Source organism: Streptomyces sp. NPDC033845 (assembly GCF_055576225.1).
On record NZ_JBVIRI010000003.1, the window covers coordinates 323,536 to 345,294 of the forward strand.

21 protein-coding genes and 1 riboswitch are annotated in these 21,759 nt (G+C 72.5%); of the genes, 11 read left to right on the plus strand and 10 right to left on the minus strand.

From position 1 onward, the window contains the following. The first annotated feature begins 5 nt into the window (after positions 1-5). The 5 genes from ACZ50K_RS08520 (at position 6) to ACZ50K_RS08540 (ending at position 6,735) form a co-directional block, all read left to right on the plus strand. Positions 6-2,213 (plus strand): carbon starvation CstA family protein, encoded by a 2,208-nt coding sequence (locus tag ACZ50K_RS08520; protein ID WP_468899219.1) that lies wholly within the window; start codon positions 6-8, stop codon positions 2,211-2,213. Then, positions 2,210-2,404 carry a CstA-like transporter-associated (seleno)protein gene (locus ACZ50K_RS08525; protein WP_468899222.1) on the plus strand — a complete coding sequence of 65 codons (195 nt, stop codon included), beginning with the start codon at positions 2,210-2,212 and terminating at the stop codon, positions 2,402-2,404. The genes ACZ50K_RS08520 and ACZ50K_RS08525 overlap by 4 nt, the downstream gene beginning before the upstream one ends. 86 nt (positions 2,405-2,490) lie before the next feature. Continuing rightward, positions 2,491-3,006: a GNAT family N-acetyltransferase gene (locus ACZ50K_RS08530; RefSeq protein ID WP_468899225.1), complete on the plus strand. Its 516-nt coding sequence runs from the start codon at positions 2,491-2,493 to the stop codon at positions 3,004-3,006. Positions 3,007-3,057: 51 nt separating this feature from the next. Beyond that, positions 3,058-3,178, plus strand: a riboswitch (cobalamin riboswitch). Between the two features lie 147 nt (positions 3,179-3,325). Then, positions 3,326-5,719, plus strand: coding sequence for a ribonucleoside-diphosphate reductase subunit alpha (locus ACZ50K_RS08535; protein ID WP_468899228.1), 2,394 nt, complete (start codon positions 3,326-3,328; stop codon positions 5,717-5,719). Beyond that, positions 5,719-6,735, plus strand: a complete 1,017-nt coding sequence (locus ACZ50K_RS08540) for a ribonucleotide-diphosphate reductase subunit beta (RefSeq protein WP_468899231.1) — start codon at positions 5,719-5,721, stop codon at positions 6,733-6,735. The genes ACZ50K_RS08535 and ACZ50K_RS08540 overlap by 1 nt, the downstream gene beginning before the upstream one ends. Positions 6,736-6,804: 69 nt before the next feature. Here ACZ50K_RS08540 and def read toward each other — a convergent pair whose 3' ends face one another. The 8 genes from def to ACZ50K_RS08580 form a co-directional block, all read right to left on the minus strand. Then, positions 6,805-7,461: a peptide deformylase gene (def, locus tag ACZ50K_RS08545; protein ID WP_468899233.1), complete on the minus strand. Its 657-nt coding sequence runs from the start codon at positions 7,459-7,461 to the stop codon at positions 6,805-6,807. Between the two features lie 57 nt (positions 7,462-7,518). Further along, a complete protein-coding gene (locus ACZ50K_RS08550) occupies positions 7,519-8,514 on the minus strand; it encodes a tetratricopeptide repeat protein (RefSeq protein WP_468899235.1) in 996 nt (331 codons plus the stop codon). Positions 8,515-8,651: 137 nt separating this feature from the next. Then, a complete protein-coding gene (locus ACZ50K_RS08555; RefSeq protein ID WP_468899237.1) occupies positions 8,652-9,923 on the minus strand; it encodes an HD-GYP domain-containing protein in 1,272 nt (423 codons plus the stop codon). Continuing rightward, entirely contained in the window at positions 9,920-11,473 is a 1,554-nt protein-coding gene (locus tag ACZ50K_RS08560) for an HD-GYP domain-containing protein (protein ID WP_468899240.1), read from the minus strand. Before ACZ50K_RS08560 ends, ACZ50K_RS08555 begins: the two co-directional genes overlap by 4 nt. 179 nt (positions 11,474-11,652) lie before the next feature. Next, positions 11,653-11,973, minus strand: coding sequence for a mycothiol system anti-sigma-R factor (gene rsrA / locus ACZ50K_RS08565; protein WP_468899243.1), 321 nt, complete (start codon positions 11,971-11,973; stop codon positions 11,653-11,655). Beyond that, positions 11,970-12,614: a sigma-70 family RNA polymerase sigma factor gene (locus tag ACZ50K_RS08570; RefSeq protein ID WP_190345011.1), complete on the minus strand. Its 645-nt coding sequence runs from the start codon at positions 12,612-12,614 to the stop codon at positions 11,970-11,972. The genes rsrA and ACZ50K_RS08570 overlap by 4 nt, the downstream gene beginning before the upstream one ends. Positions 12,615-12,920: 306 nt before the next feature. Continuing rightward, positions 12,921-13,625: an alpha/beta hydrolase family protein gene (locus ACZ50K_RS08575; protein ID WP_468899245.1), complete on the minus strand. Its 705-nt coding sequence runs from the start codon at positions 13,623-13,625 to the stop codon at positions 12,921-12,923. Beyond that, positions 13,625-14,443, minus strand: coding sequence for an SOS response-associated peptidase (locus tag ACZ50K_RS08580; protein ID WP_468899247.1), 819 nt, complete (start codon positions 14,441-14,443; stop codon positions 13,625-13,627). The genes ACZ50K_RS08575 and ACZ50K_RS08580 overlap by 1 nt, the downstream gene beginning before the upstream one ends. 65 nt (positions 14,444-14,508) lie before the next feature. Here ACZ50K_RS08580 and ACZ50K_RS08585 point away from each other — a divergent pair, with 65 nt between their 5' ends. The 4 genes from ACZ50K_RS08585 to ACZ50K_RS08600 all read left to right on the plus strand — a co-directional run bounded on the left by ACZ50K_RS08585 (position 14,509) and on the right by ACZ50K_RS08600 (position 18,050). Continuing rightward, complete coding sequence (locus ACZ50K_RS08585) at positions 14,509-15,228, plus strand: M50 family metallopeptidase (RefSeq protein ID WP_468899892.1); 720 nt, start codon at positions 14,509-14,511, stop codon at positions 15,226-15,228. Between the two features lie 54 nt (positions 15,229-15,282). Then, positions 15,283-16,626, plus strand: coding sequence for a 3-phosphoshikimate 1-carboxyvinyltransferase (aroA, locus tag ACZ50K_RS08590; protein WP_468899250.1), 1,344 nt, complete (start codon positions 15,283-15,285; stop codon positions 16,624-16,626). Positions 16,627-16,630: 4 nt separating this feature from the next. After that, entirely contained in the window at positions 16,631-17,641 is a 1,011-nt protein-coding gene (gene rsgA / locus ACZ50K_RS08595; RefSeq protein WP_468899253.1) for a ribosome small subunit-dependent GTPase A, read from the plus strand. Between the two features lie 85 nt (positions 17,642-17,726). Further along, positions 17,727-18,050: a DMT family transporter gene (locus tag ACZ50K_RS08600; RefSeq protein WP_468899894.1), complete on the plus strand. Its 324-nt coding sequence runs from the start codon at positions 17,727-17,729 to the stop codon at positions 18,048-18,050. Positions 18,051-18,101: 51 nt separating this feature from the next. Here the strand turns inward: ACZ50K_RS08600 and ACZ50K_RS08605 are convergent, their stop codons facing one another. Further along, complete coding sequence (locus ACZ50K_RS08605) at positions 18,102-18,611, minus strand: TetR/AcrR family transcriptional regulator (RefSeq protein WP_468899256.1); 510 nt, start codon at positions 18,609-18,611, stop codon at positions 18,102-18,104. A gap of 99 nt (positions 18,612-18,710) precedes the next feature. Here ACZ50K_RS08605 and hisN point away from each other — a divergent pair, with 99 nt between their 5' ends. Further along, positions 18,711-19,520, plus strand: coding sequence for a histidinol-phosphatase (hisN, locus tag ACZ50K_RS08610; RefSeq protein WP_468899258.1), 810 nt, complete (start codon positions 18,711-18,713; stop codon positions 19,518-19,520). Positions 19,521-19,720: 200 nt separating this feature from the next. After that, positions 19,721-20,119: a CBS domain-containing protein gene (locus ACZ50K_RS08615; protein WP_468899897.1), complete on the plus strand. Its 399-nt coding sequence runs from the start codon at positions 19,721-19,723 to the stop codon at positions 20,117-20,119. A gap of 79 nt (positions 20,120-20,198) precedes the next feature. Here the strand turns inward: ACZ50K_RS08615 and ACZ50K_RS08620 are convergent, their stop codons facing one another. Beyond that, a complete protein-coding gene (locus tag ACZ50K_RS08620) occupies positions 20,199-21,719 on the minus strand; it encodes a catalase (RefSeq protein WP_468899261.1) in 1,521 nt (506 codons plus the stop codon). Positions 21,720-21,759: the final 40 nt, after the last annotated feature.

Below are 21,759 nucleotides of genomic sequence, written 5' to 3' on the forward strand. Positions count from 1 at the left end.
GAGCCATGTCGGAACCGGGATCAACAGGGACAGTCGAGGCATCCGGGGGCGGGCGCCGCACCAGTCCCCGGTCGATCGCCGTGTGGGTGCTCTTCGCCCTCGTCGGCGCCGTCGGCTGGGGGGTGCTCGCCCTCTCCCGGGGAGAGGAGATCTCGGCCGCCTGGCTGCTCGCGGCCGCGCTCGGCTCGTACGCCATCGGCTACCGCTTCTACTCCCGCTTCATCGCCAACCGCGTGCTGAAGGTGGACCGCACCCGGGCCACCCCGGCGGAACGCCTCGACAACGGTGTCGACTTCCACCCGACCGACCGCCGGGTGCTGTTCGGACACCACTTCGCCGCCGTGGCCGGGGCCGGTCCGCTGGTCGGCCCGGTGCTCGCCGCCCAGATGGGCTATCTGCCGGGCACCATCTGGATCGTGGCCGGCGTGATCTTCGCCGGCGCCGTCCAGGACATGGTGACGCTGTTCTTCTCCACCCGGCGGGACGGCCGGTCGCTCGGCCAGATGGCCCGGGACGAGATCGGCCCGGTGGGCGGCGCGGCCGCGCTGATCGCCGTGTTCGCCATCATGATCATCCTGCTGGCGGTGCTCGCCCTGGTGATCGTGAACGCCCTCGCGCACTCCCCCTGGGGCGTCTTCTCCATCGGCATGACCATCCCCATCGCCCTCTTCATGGGCTTCTACCTGCGCGTGCTGCGGCCCGGCCGGGTCACCGAGGTCTCCGTCATCGGCGTGGCCCTGCTGCTGCTCGCCATCGTCGCGGGCGGCTGGGTCGCCGAGTCCTCGCTCGCCGACACCTTCACCCTGGAGAAGGAGACCCTGGTCATCTGGATGGTCGGGTACGGCTTCCTGGCCTCCGTGCTGCCGGTCTGGATGCTGCTCGCCCCCCGCGACTACCTCTCCACCTTCATGAAGGTGGGCACCATCGTGCTGCTCGCCGCCGGCGTGTTCATCGCGATGCCCACCCTGAAGATGCCCGCGGTCACCGACTTCGCCTCCCGCGGCGACGGCCCGGTCTTCGCGGGCTCGATGTTCCCGTTCGTCTTCATCACCATCGCCTGCGGCGCGCTCTCCGGCTTCCACTCCCTGGTCTCCTCGGGCACCACCCCGAAGATGATCCAGAAGGAGACCCAGGTCCGGATGATCGGCTACGGGGCCATGCTCACCGAGTCCTTCGTGGCCGTGATGGCGGTGATCACCGCCTGCATCCTGGAGCCCGGCCTCTACTTCGCCATCAACTCCCCCGCCGGCGTGGTCGGCACCACCGTCCAGTCCGCCTCCGAGGCGGTCACGAGCCTGGGCTTCGCGATCTCCCCGGAGGCCCTCGCCCGGGCCGCCCAGGACGTGGAGGAGGCCAGCCTGCTCTCCCGCACCGGTGGCGCTCCCACGTTCGCACTCGGCATGTCGGAGATCTTCTCCGCCGTCATCGGCGGCGCCTCCATGAAGGCGTTCTGGTACCACTTCGCCATCATGTTCGAGGCCCTGTTCATCCTGACCACGGTCGACGCGGGCACCCGGGTGGGCCGCTTCATGCTCCAGGACACCCTGGGCAACGTGCACAAGTCCTTCAAGGACGTCAGCTGGAAGCCCGGCGTCTGGCTGGCCAGCGCCGTGGTCGTCGGCGGCTGGGGCTACTTCCTGTGGGTCGGGGTCAAGGACCCGCTGGGCGGCATCAACCAGCTGTTCCCGCTGTTCGGGATCGCGAACCAGCTGCTGGCCGCGGTGGCCCTGGCCGTCTGCACCACCCTGCTGGTCAAGTCCGGCCGGCTCAAGTGGGCCTGGGTCACCGGGGTCCCGCTGGTCTGGGACGTGGCGGTCACCCTCACCGCCAGCTACCAGAAGATCTTCTCCGCCGACCCCAAGGTCGGGTTCTTCGCCCAGCGCGACAAGTACCAGACCGGGATCGACGCCGGCGAGATCATCGCTCCCGCGAAGTCCCTGGACGACATGCGGACCGTGGTCACCAACTCCACCGTGGACGGGGTGCTCTGCGCCCTCTTCGCGCTGCTGATCATCGTGGTGCTGGTCGACGCCGCGCGCACCTGTCTGAAGGCGGTCGCCGACCCCGGGTCCGTACGCCTCTCCGAGGTGCCCTGGACCGAGTCGAAGATCATCGCCCCGGCCGGGATGCTCCCCACGCCCGAGGAGCGGGCCGAACTCACCGCCGCCGGGCTGGACTCGGGCGGCGGCAAGGTCCAGGAGCCGGTGGCATGACCGTACGGCGGGTGCTGGGCCGGATCCGGTACTTCCTGCGGGAGTTCTCCGGGGAGGCCGCCTACGACCGCCACGTGGCCCATCTGCGCGCCCACGACCCGGCGGCCGAGGTGCCCACCCGGCGGGCCTTCGAGCGGGCCCGCACGGACGCCCGCGAGGCCGACCCCCGCGAGGGCTTCCACTGCTGCTGACCCCGCCGCCGCCCCCGCACTCCCGGCCGAGGGCCCCCGCCGCACCCCGCGGCGGGGGCCCTCGGGCTTCCGGCACACTCGACGGCATGGACATCGTGATCAGGGCGGCGGATCCCGCCGAGTACGCCGAGCTGGGGGAGATCACCGCGCAGGCCTACCTCGGGGACGGGCTGCTCGACTTCAACGGCGAGGACAGCGACTACGAGAAGGTGCTGCGGGACGTGGCCGGGCGGGCCGCCGACGGGGAGGTGCTGGTGGCCGTCCTCGACGGGCGGCTGCTGGGCGGTGTGACCTTCGCCGCCCCCGGGAGCCGGCTCTGCGACATCGCCGGGCCCGGCGAGGCCGAGTTCCGGATGCTCGCGGTGGCCGCCGCGGGCCGCGGCCGGGGTGCCGGCGAAGCCCTCGTACGGGCCTGCGCCGAGCGGGCCCGGGCGCTCCCGGGAGTGACCCGGCTGGTGCTCTCCACCCAGCCGAAGATGGCCTCGGCGCACCGGATCTACCAACGGCTGGGCTTCGTCCGGACCCCGGATCGGGACTGGTCCCCGCTGCCCTCCGTACCACTGTGGACCTACGCAATGGAGCTGGACGCGCCGGTACGGTAGCCGCGCCGACACTACATGTGGGGGGTCACGCATCCGCGGCCCCCCACATGTATGCTCATGCCTGCTGTCGCCGCAGGGGAATCCGGTGCGAATCCGGAACTGTCCCGCAACGGTATGAAACGCACACTTTCGCGCTTCGAGTCCGAGCACCTGCCCGCAGCGCGCCCTGGCCGCCCGGTCCGGGTGCCGATTCGTCCGGGCCTCGCGGTTGGGCCGGTGGACGCCATGCGGTGGTGAACGCGTTCCCGCCACGCCCGCATGTGCTTCCTCGCGCCCCGCTCCCGTAGGTGACCGGGCCGAGCGAGGGAGAGCTCCCCCCGTGACCATCGCGCCTGCCGCACCGCGCGCCGAGTCCGCCGACCCGTCTTCCGAGGGGCCGGGGGCCGCACTCCTGCGGACTCTCACCGAGCTGACGGCCGACCTGCCCGACACCGACCCCGGCCGGGTCGCCGCCGCCGCCCTGCGCGGCCGCAGCGCCGCCGCGGACGAGGCCGAGCTGCGCGGTCTGGCCACCGAGGCGGCCGCCGGGCTGATCTCCGAGGACCCGGCCTACTCCCGGCTCGCCGCCCGTCTGCTGACGCTGGCCGTCGCCGACGAGGCCGCCGGCCAGGGCTCCGGCTCCTTCGCCGAGTCGGTGGCCGTCGGCCACCGCGAGGGCCTGATCGCGGACCGCACCGCCGCGTTCGTCGCCACCCACGCCGCCCGGCTGGACTCCCTGGTCGAACACGCCCTCGCGGAGGGCGCGGACGACCGCTTCGGCTTCTTCGGCCTGCGCACCCTGCACAGCCGCTACCTGCTGCGCCACCCGATCACCCGCCAGGTGATCGAGACCCCGCAGTACTTCATGCTCCGGGTGGCCTGCGGCCTCGCCGCGGACGAGTCCGTCACGGCCGTGGAGGAAGTGGCCTCGCTCTACCGGCTGATGAGCCGGCTGGACTACCTGCCGTCCTCCCCCACCCTCTTCAACTCCGGTACCCGGCACCCGCAGATGTCCTCCTGCTACCTGCTGGACTCCCCGCTGGACGAGCTGGACTCCATCTACGACCGCTACCACCAGGTCGCCCGGCTCTCCAAGCACGCCGGCGGCATCGGCCTCTCGTACTCCCGGATCCGCGCCCGCGGTTCGCTGATCCGCGGCACCAACGGCCACTCCAACGGCATCGTGCCGTTCCTGAAGACCCTGGACGCCTCGGTGGCCGCGGTGAACCAGGGCGGCCGCCGCAAGGGCGCCGCCGCCGTCTACCTGGAGACCTGGCACGCGGACATCGAGGAGTTCCTGGAGCTCCGCGACAACACCGGCGAGGACCAGCGCCGCACCCACAACCTGAACCTGGCGCACTGGATCCCGGACGAGTTCATGCGCCGGGTCAACGCCGACGCCGACTGGTCGCTGTTCTCCCCGGCCGACGTGCCCGAGCTGGTCGACCTGTACGGCGCCGAGTTCGAGGAGGCCTACCGCAAGGCCGAGGATGCCGGGCTGGCCAAGAAGACCATGCCGGCCCGCGAGCTGTACGGCCGCATGATGCGCACCCTCGCGCAGACCGGCCAGGGCTGGATGACCTTCAAGGACGCCTCCAACCGGACCGCGAACCAGACCGCGCTGCCCGGCACCGTGGTCCACTCCTCCAACCTGTGCACCGAGATCATCGAGGTGACCAACGACGAGGAGACCGCGGTCTGCAACCTCGGCTCGGTCAACCTCGGCGCCTTCGTCCTCCCCGGCACGGGTGAGATGGACTGGGAGCGGCTGGACGAGACCGTCCGCACCGCCGTGACCTTCCTGGACCGGGTGGTGGACATCAACTTCTACCCGACCGAGCAGGCCGGCCGCTCCAACGCCAAGTGGCGCCCGGTGGGCCTGGGCGCCATGGGCCTCCAGGACGTGTTCTTCCAGCTCCGGCTGCCCTTCGACTCGGCCGAGGCCAAGGCCCTGTCCACGAGGATCGCCGAGCGGATCATGCTGGCCGCGTACGAGGCCTCCGCCGATCTGGCCGAGCGCCAGGGCCCGGTCCCGGCCTGGGCCGAGACCCGGACCGCGCAGGGTGTGCTGCACCCCGACCACTACGGGGTCGAGCACCACTGGCCGGAGCGCTGGGAGGCGCTGCGCGCCCGGGTCGCCACCAGCGGTCTGCGGAACTCGCTGCTGCTGGCGATCGCCCCGACCGCGACGATCGCCTCGATCGCCGGCGTGTACGAGTGCATCGAGCCGCAGGTGTCCAACCTGTTCAAGCGGGAGACCCTCAGCGGTGAGTTCCTCCAGGTCAACGCCTACCTGGTGGAGGAGCTGAAGAAGCTCGGCGTGTGGGACGCGCAGACCCGGGAGGCGCTGCGCGAGGCCTCCGGCTCGGTGCAGGGCTTCGGCTGGATCCCGGACGAGGTCCGCGAGCTGTACCGGACGGCCTGGGAGATCCCGCAGCGCGGTCTGATCGACATGGCGGCGGCCCGCACCCCGTACCTGGACCAGAGCCAGTCGCTGAACCTGTTCCTGGAGACCCCGACCATCGGCAAGCTCAGCTCGATGTACGCGTACGCCTGGAAGCAGGGGCTGAAGACCACCTACTACCTGCGGTCCCGCCCGGCGACGAAGATCGCCCGTGCCGCGTCCGGCAGCGCCGCCGTCCCCGCCGCCGCCACCCCCCTTCCGCAGGCCGTCGACGAAGAGGCGCTGGCCTGCTCCCTTGAGAACCCCGAGTCCTGCGAGGCCTGCCAGTAATGAGCTCCACCGAAAAGAAGAACCTGCTCGACCCGGGCTTCGAACTGACCCTGCGTCCGATGCGCTACCCGGACTTCTACGAGCGCTACCGGGACGCGATCAAGAACACCTGGACGGTGGAGGAGGTCGACCTGCACTCCGACGTCGCCGACCTCGCCAAGCTGACCCCGGCCGAGCAGCACATGATCGGCCGGCTGGTCGCCTTCTTCGCGACGGGCGACTCGATCGTCTCGAACAACCTGGTGCTGACGCTCTACAAGCACATCAACTCCCCCGAGGCGCGCCTGTACCTCTCGCGCCAGCTGTTCGAGGAGGCCGTGCACGTCCAGTTCTATCTGACGCTGCTGGACACCTACCTCCCGGACCCGGACGACCGGGCGGCCGCGTTCGACGCGGTCGAGGAGATCCCCTCCATCCGCGAGAAGGCCCAGTTCTGCTTCAAGTGGATGGACTCGGTCGAGAAGATCGACCGGCTGGAGACGGCCGCCGACCGGCGCCGCTTCCTGCTGAACCTGATCTGCTTCGCGGCCTGCATCGAGGGCCTGTTCTTCTACGGCGCCTTCGCGTACGTGTACTGGTTCCGGTCCCGCGGTCTGCTGCACGGTCTGGCCACCGGCACCAACTGGGTGTTCCGTGACGAGACCATGCACATGAACTTCGCGTTCGAGGTCGTGGACACGGTCCGCAAGGAGGAGCCCGAGCTCTTCGACGACAAGCTCCAGGAGCAGGTCACCGACATGCTCAGGGAGGCCGTCGAGGCGGAGCTCCAGTTCGGCCGGGACCTGTGCGGGGACGGCCTGCCGGGCATGAACACCGAGTCGATGCGCGAGTACCTGGAGTGCGTGGCCGACCAGCGGCTGGTCCGGCTGGGCTTCGCCCCGGTGTACGGCTCGCAGAACCCGTTCTCCTTCATGGAGCTGCAGGGCGTCCAGGAGCTGACGAACTTCTTCGAGCGCCGCCCCTCGGCCTACCAGGTCGCGGTGGAGGGCACGGTCGACCTGGACGAGGACTTCTAGTCCGGCCGCACCCCACGCATGCGAACGCCCCCGCCCGGAACCCCGGGCGGGGGCGTTCGCCCCGGCGGTTCAGGCGTTCGGGACGACCGGGTAGCGCGGGGTGCCCTCGGCCATCTGCCGCAGCGCGTCCTTGCGGTCCCGCTTGGAGAGCCGGTCGATGTACAGGTAGCCGTACAGGTGGTCGGTCTCGTGCTGGAGGCAGCGGGCGAAGTAGCCGGTGCCCCGGACCTTGATCGGGTTGCCCTGGGCGTCCTGGCCATGGACCTCGGCGAAGTCCGGGCGGGCCAGCGCGGCGTAGGCGGTGGGCACCGACAGGCAGCCCTCGTTGGAGTCGTCCAGCACCCGGGCGCCGGCCGGCAGCTCGACCAGCCGCGGGTTGACCACCACACCGGTGTGGCGGACGCCCTCGTCGTCCGGGCAGTCGTAGACGAAGACCTTCTGGTCCACACCGATCTGGTTGGCGGCCAGGCCGACGCCCTCGGCCGCCTTCTGGCTGGCGAACATGTCGTCGATCAGCCGGGCCAGCTCCTCGCCGAACTCGGTGACGTCCTTGCACTCCTTGTGCAGCACCGGGTTGCCGACCACCGTGATCGGGCGGGCGGTACCGCGCTCGCGGTAGGCCAGCTCGCGCGCCTCACAGTCCTCGGTGTCGACGACGTACCCGTCGTTCACGATCCCGCCGGCCTCGCCGACCCCGCCGACGACCTCGTTCTCCTGCTGCGCCATGTCCGCCGTACGCCTTCCGTAAGTCACCGATGTGCGCGTACAGACTACGGGCAGCCCTCAGCAGACTTCTTCGAGATCCCGCCACTCCCGGCTGTCCGGGCTGTCCGCCACCCAGCCGTCCAGCAGCCCGCGCACCAGCCCGGCCGGGGCGGCGATCCCGCACTCCCGCTCGGGCACCCAGAGCGGGCCGGAGCCGTTCGTCCGGTGGCCCAGGGGGCCGGGGTGGCCCGGTTCGCTGTGGTCGTGCGGGTCCAGGTGCTCCCCGTCGCCCTCGTCGCTGGGCATGGCGCTCTCCGAGCAGGTCCGGCACAGCAGCCGCACCGAGGAGGACCAGTCCTCGGCGGCGAACCCGGCGTCCGAGGCCAGCCGCTCCAGCGCGTCCCGGTCGGCCTCGGTGGCCGCCTCCAGCAGCACCACCCAGGTGGGCACCGGGGAGGGCGCCCACAGCTCGATCTCGTCGAACACCGGATAGGAGGGCCCGGCCGCGGTCACCCGCTCGCCGTGCGGGACCCCGTCGTGCAGCACGACCTCGCCCCAGCGGCGGCCCGAGGAGGGCAGCGGGATCGACAGGACCTCCATCCGGGCCGGGTCCAGCCGGCGGCCCCAGACCACCTCGGCCTCGCCCTCCGGGGAGAGCCGGACCGCGGCGCTGCCCAGCTCCATGCCCACCGGCTCCGCGGACCCGCCCGCGCCGTGCGGGTCACCGGGCACCCGCAGCCCGTACGCCTGCCAGGCCCGGCGGGCCAGCGGCCAGTCCTGGAGGGCGGTCGCGGCGATGCCCACGTTCCACCAGTCGGGGGCGCCCGCCTCCCGGTCCAGCAGGGCCACGGCCCGCAGACCGGCGGCCCGGGCCTGCTCCCAGTCGTGCCGGAACTTGTGCAGCAGCGCCAGGTTGAACCAGGACTCCGACAGCCAGGGCTCCAGATCGGCGGCTCTGGTGAGCAGCGCGCCCGCGTCCTCGTACCGCCCGTCGCCGATCAGCGTGAACGCGCGGTCGGTGGCCTGCCGCCAAGAGGCGGAGGGCCTGTGCCGTACCTTCCCGAAGATCCTCACGATTCCCGCCTGCCGGTCCAACGGTGCAGCCTCTGGGTGCAGCCTTGGGGGACACTCTCCACTTCGCATCCAACCATGCCCACTCGGACGGCCGCTCATTACCCATGGGTTACCCCGGCCGAACAGCGGTGATTCCATCATGTCGAAGGCCGTGCGCCCCGGAGCACCCGGGCCAGGCACTCGACCACCTCCGGCTGGAACTCCCGGCCGGTCCCGAGCCTGAGCTGCTCCAGGGCGGCCAGTGAGCCGCCCGGGTGACCGGCCGCGCCGACCAGGTCCTCGTAGGCGTTGGCCACCCGGACGATGCGGGCGGCGACGGGCTGCTCCCGGTACGGGTCGGCCTGCCGCTCCACGACCACCGCGACCTCCGCGGACACCCCGGTCAGCCGGGCCACCTCACCGCCCAGGGCGGCGATCTCGCGGGCCTGCGCGGCGGGCAGCGCGGCGGTCGCCCCGGCGGGCACCGGGTCCACCAGGGACAGCTGCCCGATGTCGTGCATCAGGGCCGCGTACTCCAGGACGGTCAGCTCCCGCTCCGACAGGCCCAGCTCCCGGCCCACCGCCCGGCTCAGCGCGGCGACCCGGCGGGAGTGGCCGGGCGGGGTGTAGCCGGCGATCTCGGTGGCCCGGGCCAGCGAGGTGATGGTCTGCCGGTAGGTGGTGCGGACCGCCTGGATCCGCCCGAAGGACATCTGGGTGAGCAGCAGCGGCACGCAGAACACCGGCAGCGCCCAGAGGCCGGCCACGGCCGCCCCGAGGGCCATCACCACCCCGGTGGCGCAGATCGCCGAGCCGATGCCGAGCAGGGCGTGCAGCTCGTCGCGGAGCAGCGGCCCGTACGGCCAGCCGGTGCGGGCCGAGGCGAGCGCGGCGGCGAGCACCGCGTCGCAGAGGGCGGTCAGGCCCAGCAGGCAGAGCAGGAACAGCACCAGGCGGGGGCCCTGCCCGACCCGGTCCAGGCTGCCGGAGTTGTAGAGCGGCTGGAAGCAGACGGCGGCGAAGCCGACGGTGAGCACCCGCCGGGAGACGTGGTCCAGGGCGGGACCCCGGCCCCGGGCGATGTGCGGGACGCTGCCCGCCAGGGCGGCGGCGACCACCACGGCCACGGTCTGGAGCACCCCGTGGTGGGTGGGGCTCCCGGCGTTCTGGCCGAGCAGGGCGTAGGCCAGGGCGCCCGCCGAGCCGAGCGGGGCGGGCTGCCGGTCCTCGGGGAGGGGGGCGGCGGACCGGTCCCGGGGGTCCCGGGGGTCCCTCGTGTCCCGGCGGGCCAGTTCGCCGACGGTGATCAGGACCCCGAAGGCGAGGGCGATCCCGGGGTCGGCGATGCCGTACCAGAGGGTGTGGGCGAGGGCGGCGGCGGTCAGGGCCGCGGCGGCGGCGCGCACGCCCCGGCCGGCGGTGCCCCTCACCGGTCCCCCGCCGGCCCGTCGCCGCCCGGCGGGGGCGGGCCGGCCGGGTCGGGCTCCGCGGCCGGGCCGACCGTAGAGGTGGGGGTCTGGGCGGTCTGGGCGGTCGGTGGGGCGGCGCGGACCGAGGCCGGGTGGGTGCGGTCGGCCGGCACCCCGCCCTGTGCGGGCAGACCGGGCAGGGCGGCGGCGGCCGGGGTCGCGGGTCCGGCCGGGTCGGCCGGGGCGGCGGGATCGGCGGGGTCGGCCGGGATCACCTGGAGGTCCTCGTCCGAGGTGACCACCGGGTGCCAGCCGTGCCGGCCGACGGCCCCGGTCAGCGCCCGCACCATCGCCGGGTCGAACTGCGCCCCCGCGCAGCGCTCCAGCTCGGCCAGGGCCACCGGGACCGGGCGGGCCCGGCTGTAGGAGCGGGTGGAGGTCATCGCGTCGAAGGCGTCGGCCACCGCCACCACCCGGGCCAGCTCGGGGATCTGGTCCCCGGTCAGGCCGTAGGGGTAGCCGGATCCGTCGACCCGTTCGTGGTGGTGCAGGATCGCGGCGCGGGCCTCGCCGAGGAAGCCGATCCCGCGGGTCATCTCATGGCCGTACTCGGGGTGCAGTTCGATGATCCGGCGTTCCTCGGGGGTCAGCGGCCCGTCCTTGCGGAGCAGCCGGGTGGGCACCCCCAGCTTGCCGACGTCGTGCAGGATCCCGGCGATCCGGACCACTTCCAGGCGGTCCCCGGCCATCCCGAGCTCGTGGGCGATCATCGCCGAGGCCTGGCCCACCCGCTCGCTGTGGCCGCGGGTGTAGCGGTCCTTGATGTCGACGGCCCGGACCAGGGCCCGGATGGTCGCCTGGTGGGCGGCGCTCTCCCGGTGGTACTGCGCGAAGACCCAGCAGGAGATGTAGACGGGCAGCAGCACGGCGAGGGCGGCCGGCGGCCCGTAGGGGCTGCGCCACATCACGGCCATCATCAGCCCGGCCAGCCCGTGCACCAGGTGCGGGGCCACCGAGCGGGCCGGCGGGCCGCGCCAGGCGGTGGCGGCCGGGCGGCGCTCGGCGGCGGCCAGGACCGCGCCGTCGAGGGCGGTCAGCACCAGGCAGAAGACCAGGGCCGCGGCGGCGGCCGGCAGCAGCACGTACGGGAAGTCGGCGCGACCCGGTCCGCCGAGCGCGGCCGGGCCGCCCAGCAGGGCGTACGTGCCGCCGGCGGTCCAGGCCGCCACGGCCTGCTGGGCAGCGTGCCAGACCCTGCGCACCCCGGCCGCGGGCCGTTCGGCCCGGCCGGCCAGGGCGCCGGGGACCGCGACGAGCGCGGCGGCGGCCGGCGGCAGCAGGTAGACGGCGGCGAGCAGCACCGGGAAGAAGGTTCCGATGCCCTGCGGGACCCGGCTGCCGAGGACCCGGCAGAACCGGACCAGTTCGCAGCCCAGATAGAGGCCGCCGAGCAGCAGCACGGTCCGTGCGGGGACCGCGCCGGGGTCGGTGAGGGCGGGCAGCAGACAGGCGAGGGCGGCGACGAGGGCGCAGAGGACGAGGACGCGCGCGCCCGGCGGAAGTGGCCGCATCGGCGTTCTCCTCCCCCCGTGCCCTCGCGGACGGAATCGGGTACCGCGGGAAACCGGTACCGAGGGGGGACAATAAGTGGCCCCCCGTTCCGGGTGGGCCACAATGTCGTATTGCGCTGTTCGGAGTCTCCCGGATTACCACCTTCGGGTGAACGAACAGGGGGTTCGGCCGGCGCCTTTCAGCTGCCGGCGGGTTCGGCCGCGGCGGCCGGTCCGGCGGTGATGTCCTCGTCCGGGACAACCTGGCCGGAACGGATCAGCTCGATCCGCCCCATCACCTTGGACCTCAGGTCGGACGGCACGTCGTCCGATCCGCAGCAGCGCTTCACCAGCTTCTTCACGGCCTGTTCCAGGCCGTACTTCTCCAGACAGGGATTGCATTCGCCGAAGTGCGTCTCGAACTTCGTGCAATCGCTGTCCGGCATCTCGTGGTCGAGAAATTCGTACAGGTGGTCCAGGACCTCCGCGCACTCCGTCTCGTGCGGCTCTCCGCAGCTCATGACCCCGAGCCCTTCCGGTCGTTCGACTCTCCCGCGCCGGCCGGGACCAGCCCGCGCTCACGGGCATAGTCCTCCAGCATTCCGCGGAGTTGACGGCGGCCACGGTGCAGTCGCGACATGACCGTACCGATGGGTGTACCCATGATGTCCGCGATCTCCTTGTACGCAAAGCCCTCGACGTCCGCGAGGTAGACGGCGATGCGGAACTCCTCCGGAATGGCCTGGAGAGCTTCCTTCACGTCCGAATCGGGCAGGTGGTCGAGCGCCTGCGATTCGGCGGAGCGCAGCCCGGTCGACATGTGCGACTCGGCACGCGCCAGCTGCCAGTCCTCGATCTCCTCCGCGGCGCTGCGCTGCGGTTCCCGCTGCTTCTTGCGGTAGGAGTTGATGAATGTGTTGGTCAGAATGCGGTACAGCCACGCCTTGAGGTTGGTGCCCTCGCGGAACTGGTGGAAGGAGGCGTATGCCTTCGCGTACGTCTCCTGGACCAGGTCCTCGGCATCGGCCGGGTTGCGCGTCATGCGCAGCGCGGCGGAGTACATCTGGTCGAGGTAGCCGAGGGCATCGCGTTCGAAGCGCGCGTTGCGCTCCGCGGTCGTCTCCTCCGTCTGGCCTTCGTCGGTCCCGGTAACAGGACCCACCTCCTCCGACAGCGTGGCGGACCCGAATGCGGACCCACTCGAATCGGAGAATAGTCGACCTTCCCGGCCATCCGCCGCCCGAAGGCCGGCGTGCTTGGCCGCGGGCAGGATGGACCAGTCCAGGTCAGCGGCCTGCGGGCGGTTCGGGCAGATGACCTGGGTCATGCTCGCTCCCATTCCTGTTGGCTTGCGGTGGCCGTGCGTTCCGACATCCCCCACAACGAAGGGGCCGTGCGGCACATTCCCCGGGGCCGAAGGTCCCGCCGGAAATCTCTGCGCCAGGGGCGAAATCCGGCCGCGCTTCCGTCAGGTCGGGGTGCGGGTCCCGTCGGCGCCGACCCCGCCGATCCCGGCGCCCCCGTCGACCCCGGCGAGCCAGTCCGCCACCGCCCCGGTGAGCCCGTCCAGGGCCTGCTCCTGGGTCAGCGGCCCCCGCTTCGGCACGGCCATGCCGTGGTCCCCGCCCGGCACCTCCACGAGCCCGTACGGTCCCGGCGGGAACTCCTCGGGGCGGCCGAACGGGTCCCGGTCGCCCTGGACCACCAGCACCGGCAGCCCGGATCCCGCGGCCTCGGTGAGCTCCCCGGCCCGGGAGCGCTCCGGGCGGCCCGGCGGGTGCAGCGGGAAGGCCAGGGCCAGCACCCCGGCCGCGCCGAGCCCGGCGGAGGTCCGGCAGGCCACCCGGGCGCCGGCGCTGCGGCCGCCGGCCACCACCGGGAGGCCGGGGCCCCGCAGGGCGGGCCAGAGGGCGCGCCAGCCCTCGTCCAGCACCTTGGGGGCGGCGGCCACCTTCTTGCCGGCCACCCGCCAGGGCTGCTCGACCAGGGCCACGGTGATCCCGCGGGCGGGCAGCGCGGCGGCCAGGGCCCGCAGGTCGCGGGCCTCGATGCCGCCGCCGGCGCCGTGGCCCACGGCGAGGACCAGCCGGGCCCGGGACGCCGGGTGCCAGGTGATCCGGGCCGGTCCGGCCGGGGTGTCGACCGTCTCGGCGGTCTCGGTCATGGGGGTCATCAGAACAGGGTGCCCTCTTCGGGGGCCTCCAGCTCCGCAAGCAGCTCCGGCCCGTTGTTGCGGACGTTGCTGACGGCGGTGGACACCGGGTAGGCCCGCATCAGCCCGCCCGGCGGCGGGGCGAGGAGCTCGCGCAGCGAGCCCTCGGTGTCGGTGTCCCGCGGGTCCAGCCAGGCGTCCCAGCGGTCGGGGGTGAGCATCAGCGGCATCCGGGGGTGGATCGCGGCGAGCGAGCCGGGGCCTTCGGCGGGTCCGGCGGCGAGCGGTGCGGTCTCCGCCTCGGTGGTGATCACCGAGCAGGTGACCCACCAGGCCCCCGGGTGCTCGTCGGGGAGGGTCCGGTCGCGCCAGAACTCGTAGATCCCGGCCATCGCGAGGGCGGAGCCGTCGGCGGGCAGCACGAAGTAGGGCTGCTTGCGGGGGCGCTTGCGCTTGCCCTCCACTTCCAGCTGCCGTTCCTCGCCGCCGGTCACCCACTCGTAGTAGCCGTCGGCGGGTATCAGGCAGCGGCGCTGGGCGAAGGGCCGCCGGAAGGAGGGCTTCTCGTGGAGGGTCTCGGACCGGGCGTTGATCATCCGGGCGGCGCCCTCGGGGTTCTTCGCCCAGGACGGGACCAGGCCCCATTTCAGGACCTTCAGCTGGCGAACCGGACGCGGGCTGTCCGCGTCTTTCAGGGGACGGTCGAGGACCACGTACACCTCCTTGGTGGGGGCGACGTTGTAGTCGGGTGCCAGGGTCTCCTCCGGCTCCCACTTCTCGACCCCGAAGAGTTCCACCAGGTCCTCGGGACTCCGACTGGATGCATAGCGTCCGCACATGGCTGCCACACTGCCATGGCCCCCCGACCGCCAGCGCAAGGAGCCCGAAGAACACCGTGGACACTGTGGAGACCGACATATCCAGCGCCGCCGACCTGTGGGACCGGCTGACCGGACTGCAGCCGGCCCCCGAGCAGTGGCTGGTGCTGCTGACCGCCGGGATCGCCCTGGCCTTCGTCCTCCCCCGGGCCGTGTGGCGGGTGTCCCGGAACGCGGTGACCATCGCGCACGAGGGCGGGCACGGGCTGGTCGCGGTGCTGACCGGCCGCCGGCTGAACGGGATCCGGCTGCACTCCGACACCAGCGGACTGACCGTCTCCCGGGGCCGGCCCACCGGCCCGGGCATGATCCTGACCGCGGCCGCCGGGTACACGGCCCCCTCGCTGCTGGGCCTGGGCGGGGCCTGGATGGTGTCCGCGCACCGGATCACCCTGCTGCTGTGGCTGGCGACCGCGCTGCTGCTCGCCATGCTGGTGATGATCAGGAACGCGTACGGGGTGCTGACCGTGCTGGTGTCCGGCGGGGCGTTCCTGCTGGTGTCCTGGCTGGCCCCGGCCGAGGTGCAGTCGGCGTTCGCCTACGGGGTGGTGTGGTTCCTGCTGCTGGGCGGGGTCCGGCCGGTGTTCGAGCTGCAGGCCAAGCGGCGGCACGGCGGCGCCCCGGACTCGGACGCCGACCAGCTGTCCCGGCTGACGAACGTGCCGCCGGCCCTGTGGCTGTTCCTGTTCCACGCGGTGTCGCTGTGCTCGCTGATCGGCGGCGGCCGCTGGCTGCTCGACCTCTGAGACGCCCCCCTCGCCGGGCGGAGGGGCCGGTGCCGAACAACTAAAGTGTTGGCCATGACCGAGACCCCCGTGTCCCCCGCCCTCTGGCCCGCCCCGCTCGCGGACGGCGCCGTCCGCGCCACCGTCACCGTGCCCGGGTCCAAGTCGGTGACCAACCGGGCTCTGGTGCTCGCCGCGCTCGCCTCCGAGCCGGGCTGGGTGCGCCGCCCGCTGCGCTCGCGCGACTCCCAGCTGATGTCCGACGCGCTGCGCGCGATGGGCGTGGGCATCGAGGAGACGGTCTCCTCCAGTTCGGACGCCAAGTCGGCGACCGGCGGCGAGGCCTGGCGGGTCATTCCGGCGGGTCTGCACGGTCCGGCGACCGTGGACGTCGGCAACGCCGGGACGGTCATGCGCTTCCTGCCGCCGCTGGCCACCCTGGCCGCGGGGGACATCCGCTTCGACGGGGACCCGCGTTCCTACGAGCGTCCGCTGGGCCAGGTCATCACGGCGCTGCGGACGCTGGGTGCCCGGATCGACGACGACGGCCGGGGCGCGCTGCCCATGACGGTGCACGGCGGCGGGGCGCTGGAGGGCGGCACGGTCGAGATCGACGCCAGCAACTCCTCCCAGTTCGTGTCGGCGCTGCTGCTGTCGGCCCCCCGGTTCAACCAGGGCGTGGAGGTCCGGCACGTGGGCGGGAACCTGCCCTCGCTGCCGCACATCCGGATGACGGTGGAGATGCTGCGGGCCGCGGGCGCCCAGGTGGACACCCCGGAGGCGGGCGGCGAGAAGGACGTGTGGCGGGTGGCGCCGGGGGCGCTGCTGGGCCGGGACATGGTGGTGGAGCCCGACCTGTCGAACGCGCAGCCGTTCCTGGCCGCCGCGATGATCACCGGTGGCACGGTCACCATCCCGGACTGGCCGCGCCGGACCACCCAGCCCGGTGACGCGCTGCGGGAGATCTTCACCGAGATGGGCGGTTCCTGCGAGCTGACGGATTCCGGTCTGGTCTTCACCGGCACCGGGAAGATCCACGGGATCGACGTGGACCTGGGCGAGGTCGGCGAGCTCACCCCGGGCATCGCCGCGGTGGCCGCGCTGGCCGACTCCCCGTCCACCCTGCGCGGGGTGCAGCACCTGCGGCTGCACGAGACGGACCGGCTGGCGGCCCTCACCAAGGAGATCAACGGTCTCGGCGGCGATGTCACGGAGACCGCGGACGGCCTGCACATCCGGCCGCGCCGGCTGCGCGGGGGCGTCTTCCACACCTATGACGACCACCGGATGGCCACCGCGGGCGCGGTGATCGGCCTGGCGGTGCCGGGGGTGCGGATCGAGAACGTGGCGACCACGGCGAAGACCCTCCCGGACTTCACCCGGATGTGGACCGGAATGCTCTCGGGAGCTGGGAAGTAGCGCGATGCGCCGGTACGGCAAGCACACCGACGAGGACGACATCCGGTCCCGCCCGAACCCCAAGGGCAACCGGCCCCGGACGAACATCCGGCCCAAGCACGAGGACGCCTCGGAGGGCTTCGTCCTGACCGTGGACCGGGGCCGGCTGACCTGCCTGGTGGAGGACCGCACGGTCCACGCGATGAAGTCCAGGGAGCTGGGCCGCAAGGCCGCGGTGGTCGGTGACCGGGTGTGGATCGTCGGCGACCTGTCGGGCCGGAAGGACACCCTGGCCCGGATCGTGCGGATCGAGGAGCGCCGGTCGGTGCTGCGGCGCACGGCGGACGACGACGACCCGTACGAGCGGGTGGTGGTGGCCAACGCGGACCAGCTGGCGATCGTGACGGCGCTGGCCGATCCGGAGCCCCGGCCCCGGATGATCGACCGCTGTCTGGTGGCGGCGTACGACGCCGGGCTGGAGCCGCTGCTGGTGCTGACCAAGTCGGATCTGACGGCCGCGGACAAGATCCTGGAGATCTACTCCACCTTCGGGCTGAACTACGTGGTCACCAACCGCGAGGAGCTGGCCACCGGGGACGCCGCCGACCGGGTGCGGGAGCGGCTGAACGGCCGGATCACCGCGTTCGTCGGCCATTCCGGGGTCGGCAAGACCACCCTGGTGAACTCGCTGGTCGCCGAGGACCGGAAGCGCGCCACCGGCCGGGTGAACGCGGTGACCGGCCGGGGCCGGCACACCACCACCTCGGCGCTGGCGCTGCCGCTGCCCGGCGGTGACGGCTGGGTGATCGACACCCCGGGGGTCCGGTCCTTCGGCCTGCACCACGTGGACCCCTCGCGGGTGATCCTGGCGTTCCCGGAGCTGGTGCCCGGTACGGAGGAGTGCCCGCGCGCGTGCAGCCACGACGAGCCGGACTGCGCGCTGGACGCCTGGGTGGAGGCCGGTCACGCGGATCCGGCCCGGCTGTACTCGCTGCGGCGGCTGCTGGCGACCCGGGAGCGCCGGGAGGGCGACTGACGGGCGGACGACCGGGCCGCCGACGTTTGGCGGACGCCCCGTCCGGTGTATGCATAAGCGCACCGAGTGGCGGGAGGCGTTCGAGATGGCGTGGCTGCTGGTCGTGGTCGCGGGGATCCTGGAGACCGGGTTCGCGGTCTGTCTGAAGCTGTCCCACGGATTCACCCGGCTGTGGCCGACGATCGCCTTCGCGTGCTTCGCGCTGGGCAGTTTCGGCCTGCTGACCCTGGCGCTGAAGAAACTGGACGTGGGGCCGGCGTACGCGGTGTGGACGGGCATCGGGGCGGCCGGCACGGCCGTCTACGGGATGGTGTTCCTCGGCGACCTGGTGTCCACCCTGAAGATCGTGTCGATCTCGCTGGTGATCCTCGGGGTGGTGGGGCTCCAGCTCTCCGGTTCCTCCCACTGACCTGACGGGGCCTGCGGGCGGGGACCTGAGGGCCTGACGGGGCGAGCGGGCTCACGGGGTCAGGAGTTCCCGGAGCCCGTCCCCGGGGGCCACCACGTACGACAGCGCCAGCCGGAGCACCACCTCGCAGTGCCTCGGGGAGGCCGCGCCCGGGCCCAGCAGGACGGACGCGCGGTCCCGGACGGCGGCCGTCAGCTCGCCGGGCCGGGAGTGGCGGGCGGCCGGGGCGGGCAGACCGGTCCCCCAGCCGCCGGTGAGCAGGGCCCGGGACAGCGGCCGGGCGCGGGCGGTCCGTACGGTCCATTCGGCGAGTGCCAGCAGCCGTTCGGCGGGGCCGGCGGCGGGCCCGGCCATGGCCTGTTCGACCCCGGCCAGGTACCACTCGGCCTCCCGCCGGACCAGGGCCCGGCCGAGGCCCTCCTTGCCGCCGAACTCGTTGTAGAGGCTCTGCCGGGACACCCCGGCGGCGGCCGCCACGTCGGTCATCCGGACGGCCGGCCAGGGCCGCGCGGCCAGGGCGGCCGCGGCCGCTTCGAGCAAGGACTCCCGCGCTGCCGGCACGCTGCCTCCCGCTGTCGTCCCGTCAGGGTTGACGGACCTCCGGCGGGTGTCAAGAGAGCCCGCGTGCCCGGGCCGGCGGGGTGCCGATACTGTTCGGCCATGCCCGAGTATGACGATGACCTGCGCCTTGCCCACGCCCTCGCCGACGCCGCCGACGCGGTCACCATGGACCGTTTCCAGGCCCTCGACCTGAAGGTGGAGACCAAGCCGGACATGACCCCGGTGAGCGAGGCCGACACCGCCACGGAGGCGGTGGTCCGGCGGCTGATCGAGGAGGCCCGGCCGGCCGACGCCATCCTCGGCGAGGAGTACGGGCTGGTGGGCACCGGGTCGCGCCGCTGGGTGGTGGATCCGATCGACGGCACCAAGAACTACGTCCGCGGGGTGCCGGTGTGGGCCACCCTGATCTCCCTGATGGAGGACGACGGGAGCGGCCGGTTCCGGCCGGTGGTCGGGGTGGTGTCGGCTCCGGCGCTGGGCCGCCGCTGGTGGGCCTCGGAGGGTGCGGGGGCCTTCGCCGGGGGCGCTCTGGCCGCCGAGCAGGGGACCCGGCTCGGGGTGTCGGAGGTGGCCTCGCTGTCCGACGCCTCCTTCGGGTTCTCCTCGCTGGGCGGCTGGGAGGAGCAGGGCCGGCTGCCGGGGCTGCTGGATCTGACCCGGTCGGTCTGGCGGACCCGGGGCTACGGCGATTTCTGGCCGTACATGATGGTGGCCGAGGGTTCCCTGGACCTGTGTGCGGAGCCCGAGCTGAACCTGTGGGACATGGCCGCCATCGCGGTGGTGGTCACCGAGGCCGGCGGGCGTTTCACCAGCCTGGACGGCGTGGACGGGGTGGACGGCGGCAATGCCGCGGCCTCCAACGGGCTGCTGCACGAGCAGCTGCTGGGGCGTCTGGGGCAGCGCGGCTGAGACCGCGCGGCCCCGGTGGGCGTCGAAGTCCGGCCATCGGGGCACCCGGCGCCACCGGCGCACCCGGGATTTCACCCTGTGTGCCCCCTTGATGGCATTCGGTGGTCGTGGGAATCTGAGAATCCGCCGCTTGTGCGCTTGTGAATGCTTTCTCGAAGCGCTCCGCCCGAGCGGTGGACTCACCCCAGGAGGTGGCACTCTTGCTCGTCCGCGACGCCATGAGCACCGTGATCCTCACCCTCGGCCCAGCCCACACCCTCCGGCAGGCCGCCGGACTGATGTCAGGCCGCCGGATCGGCGCGGCCGTCGTCCTCGACACCGACCACAGCGGCATCGGCATCCTGACCGAGCGCGACATCCTCAACTCGATCGGCGCGGGGCACGATCCCGACCGGGAGACGGTGGGTGCGCACACCACCAACAACGTGGTGTTCTGCACCCCCGAGGCCACCCTGCTGGAGGCCGCCGAGGCGATGGCCCACGGCGGGTTCCGGCATCTGATCGTGCTGGAGCACGGCGGACCGGTGGGCATCGTCTCGGTCCGCGACATCATCCGCTGCTGGGTGCCGGCCCGGGCCCGCGGCACCGTCGCGGCCTGACCCCCGGCAGAGGGAACGACGGCGGGCCGGAGCCCCCGTGGGGGTTCCGGCCCGCCGTCTCGCCACGACAAGCGGTCGATCAGCCGCGCAGGGCCTGGACCGCGGCTTCCAGCCGCTTGCCGAAGTCTTCGTCCGCCCGGCGGAAGTTGCCGATCGCCCGCTCGACGATGTCCTCGCGCGAGACCTTGGCGATGAACCCGGACAGGTTCTCGACCAGACGGGCCTTCTCGTCCTCCGAATACAGCCGGTAGAGGTTGCCGGCCTGCACGAAGTCGTCGTCCTCCGCGTGGCCGGGGGCGGCGTGGTTGCCCGTGCCGCCGGTCACCGGGGTGGACACCCACAGCGGGCGGTCGGTCTGCTGCGGGCCGCCGAAGCTGTTGGGCTCGTAGTTCTTGGCACCCTTGTGGCGGCCGTCGTACAGGTAGCCGTCACGGGAGTTGGTGCGCGCCTCGGTGGCGTGCGGGCGGTTCACCGGCAGGTGGTCGGCGTTGATGCCGACGCGGTAGCGGTGGGCGTCGCCGTAGCCGAAGAGCCGGCCCTGGAGCATCTTGTCCGGGGAGGGGCCGATGCCGGGGACGAAGTGCGCCGGGGAGAAGATGCTCTGCTCGACCTCGGCGAAGACGTTCTCCGGGTTGCGGTTGAGCTCCAGCTTGCCGATCTCGATCGGCGGGTAGTCCTCGTGCGGCCACACCTTGGTGAGGTCGAAGGGGTTGAAGCGGTACCCGGCCGCCTCGGCCGCCGGCATGATCTGGACCTGCACGGTCCAGGAGGGGAACTCGCCGCGCTCGATGGACTCGCGCAGGTCGCGCTGGTGCGAGTCGGGGTCCTCGCCGGCCAGGGCGTTGGCCTCGGCCTGGGTGAGGTTCTTGATCCCCTGGTCGGTCTTGAAGTGGTACTTGACCCAGAAGACCTCGCCGGCCTCGTTGTTCCACTGGAACGTGTGCGAGCCGTAGCCGTTCATGTGGCGGTAGGAGGCCGGGATGCCCCGGTCGCCGAACAGCCAGGTCACCTGGTGGGTGGACTCGGGCGACAGACCCCAGAAGTCCCAGACGTTGTCCGCCTCCTGCGAGCCGGTGTACGGGTCGCGCTTCTGGGTGTGGATGAAGTCGGGGAACTTGATGGCGTCCTTGATGAAGAACACCGGGGTGTTGTTGCCGACGAGGTCGTAGTTGCCCTCTTCGGTGTAGAACTTCAGCGCCCAGCCGCGGGGGTCGCGCACGGCGTCGGCGGAGCCGAGGTTGCCGGCCACCGTGGAGAAGCGCAGGAAGGTCTCGGTCTCCTTGCCGACCTCGGAGAGGAACTTCGCCCGGGTCCACCGGGAGACGTCACGGGTGAGCGTGAACGTGCCGTACGCGCCGGCGCCGCGGGCGTGCACCACGCGCTCCGGGATGCGCTCGCGGTTGAAGTGGGCGAGCTTCTCCAGCAGCAGCTGGTCCTGGACCAGGACCGGACCGCCGACGCCGGCCGTCTCGCTGTTCTGGTTGTCGGCGACCGGAGCCCCGGCCTCCGTGGTGAGCGGTCCCTGCGTCACGTGCGCCTCCTGCGTCTTTCCTGCGGTCCTGTCCTCGGCCTGTGCCGTGATCGATCCTACAATGGACATTGTCTAAGTCAAGCTTGTATCCAACTCCGTACGGATTCGC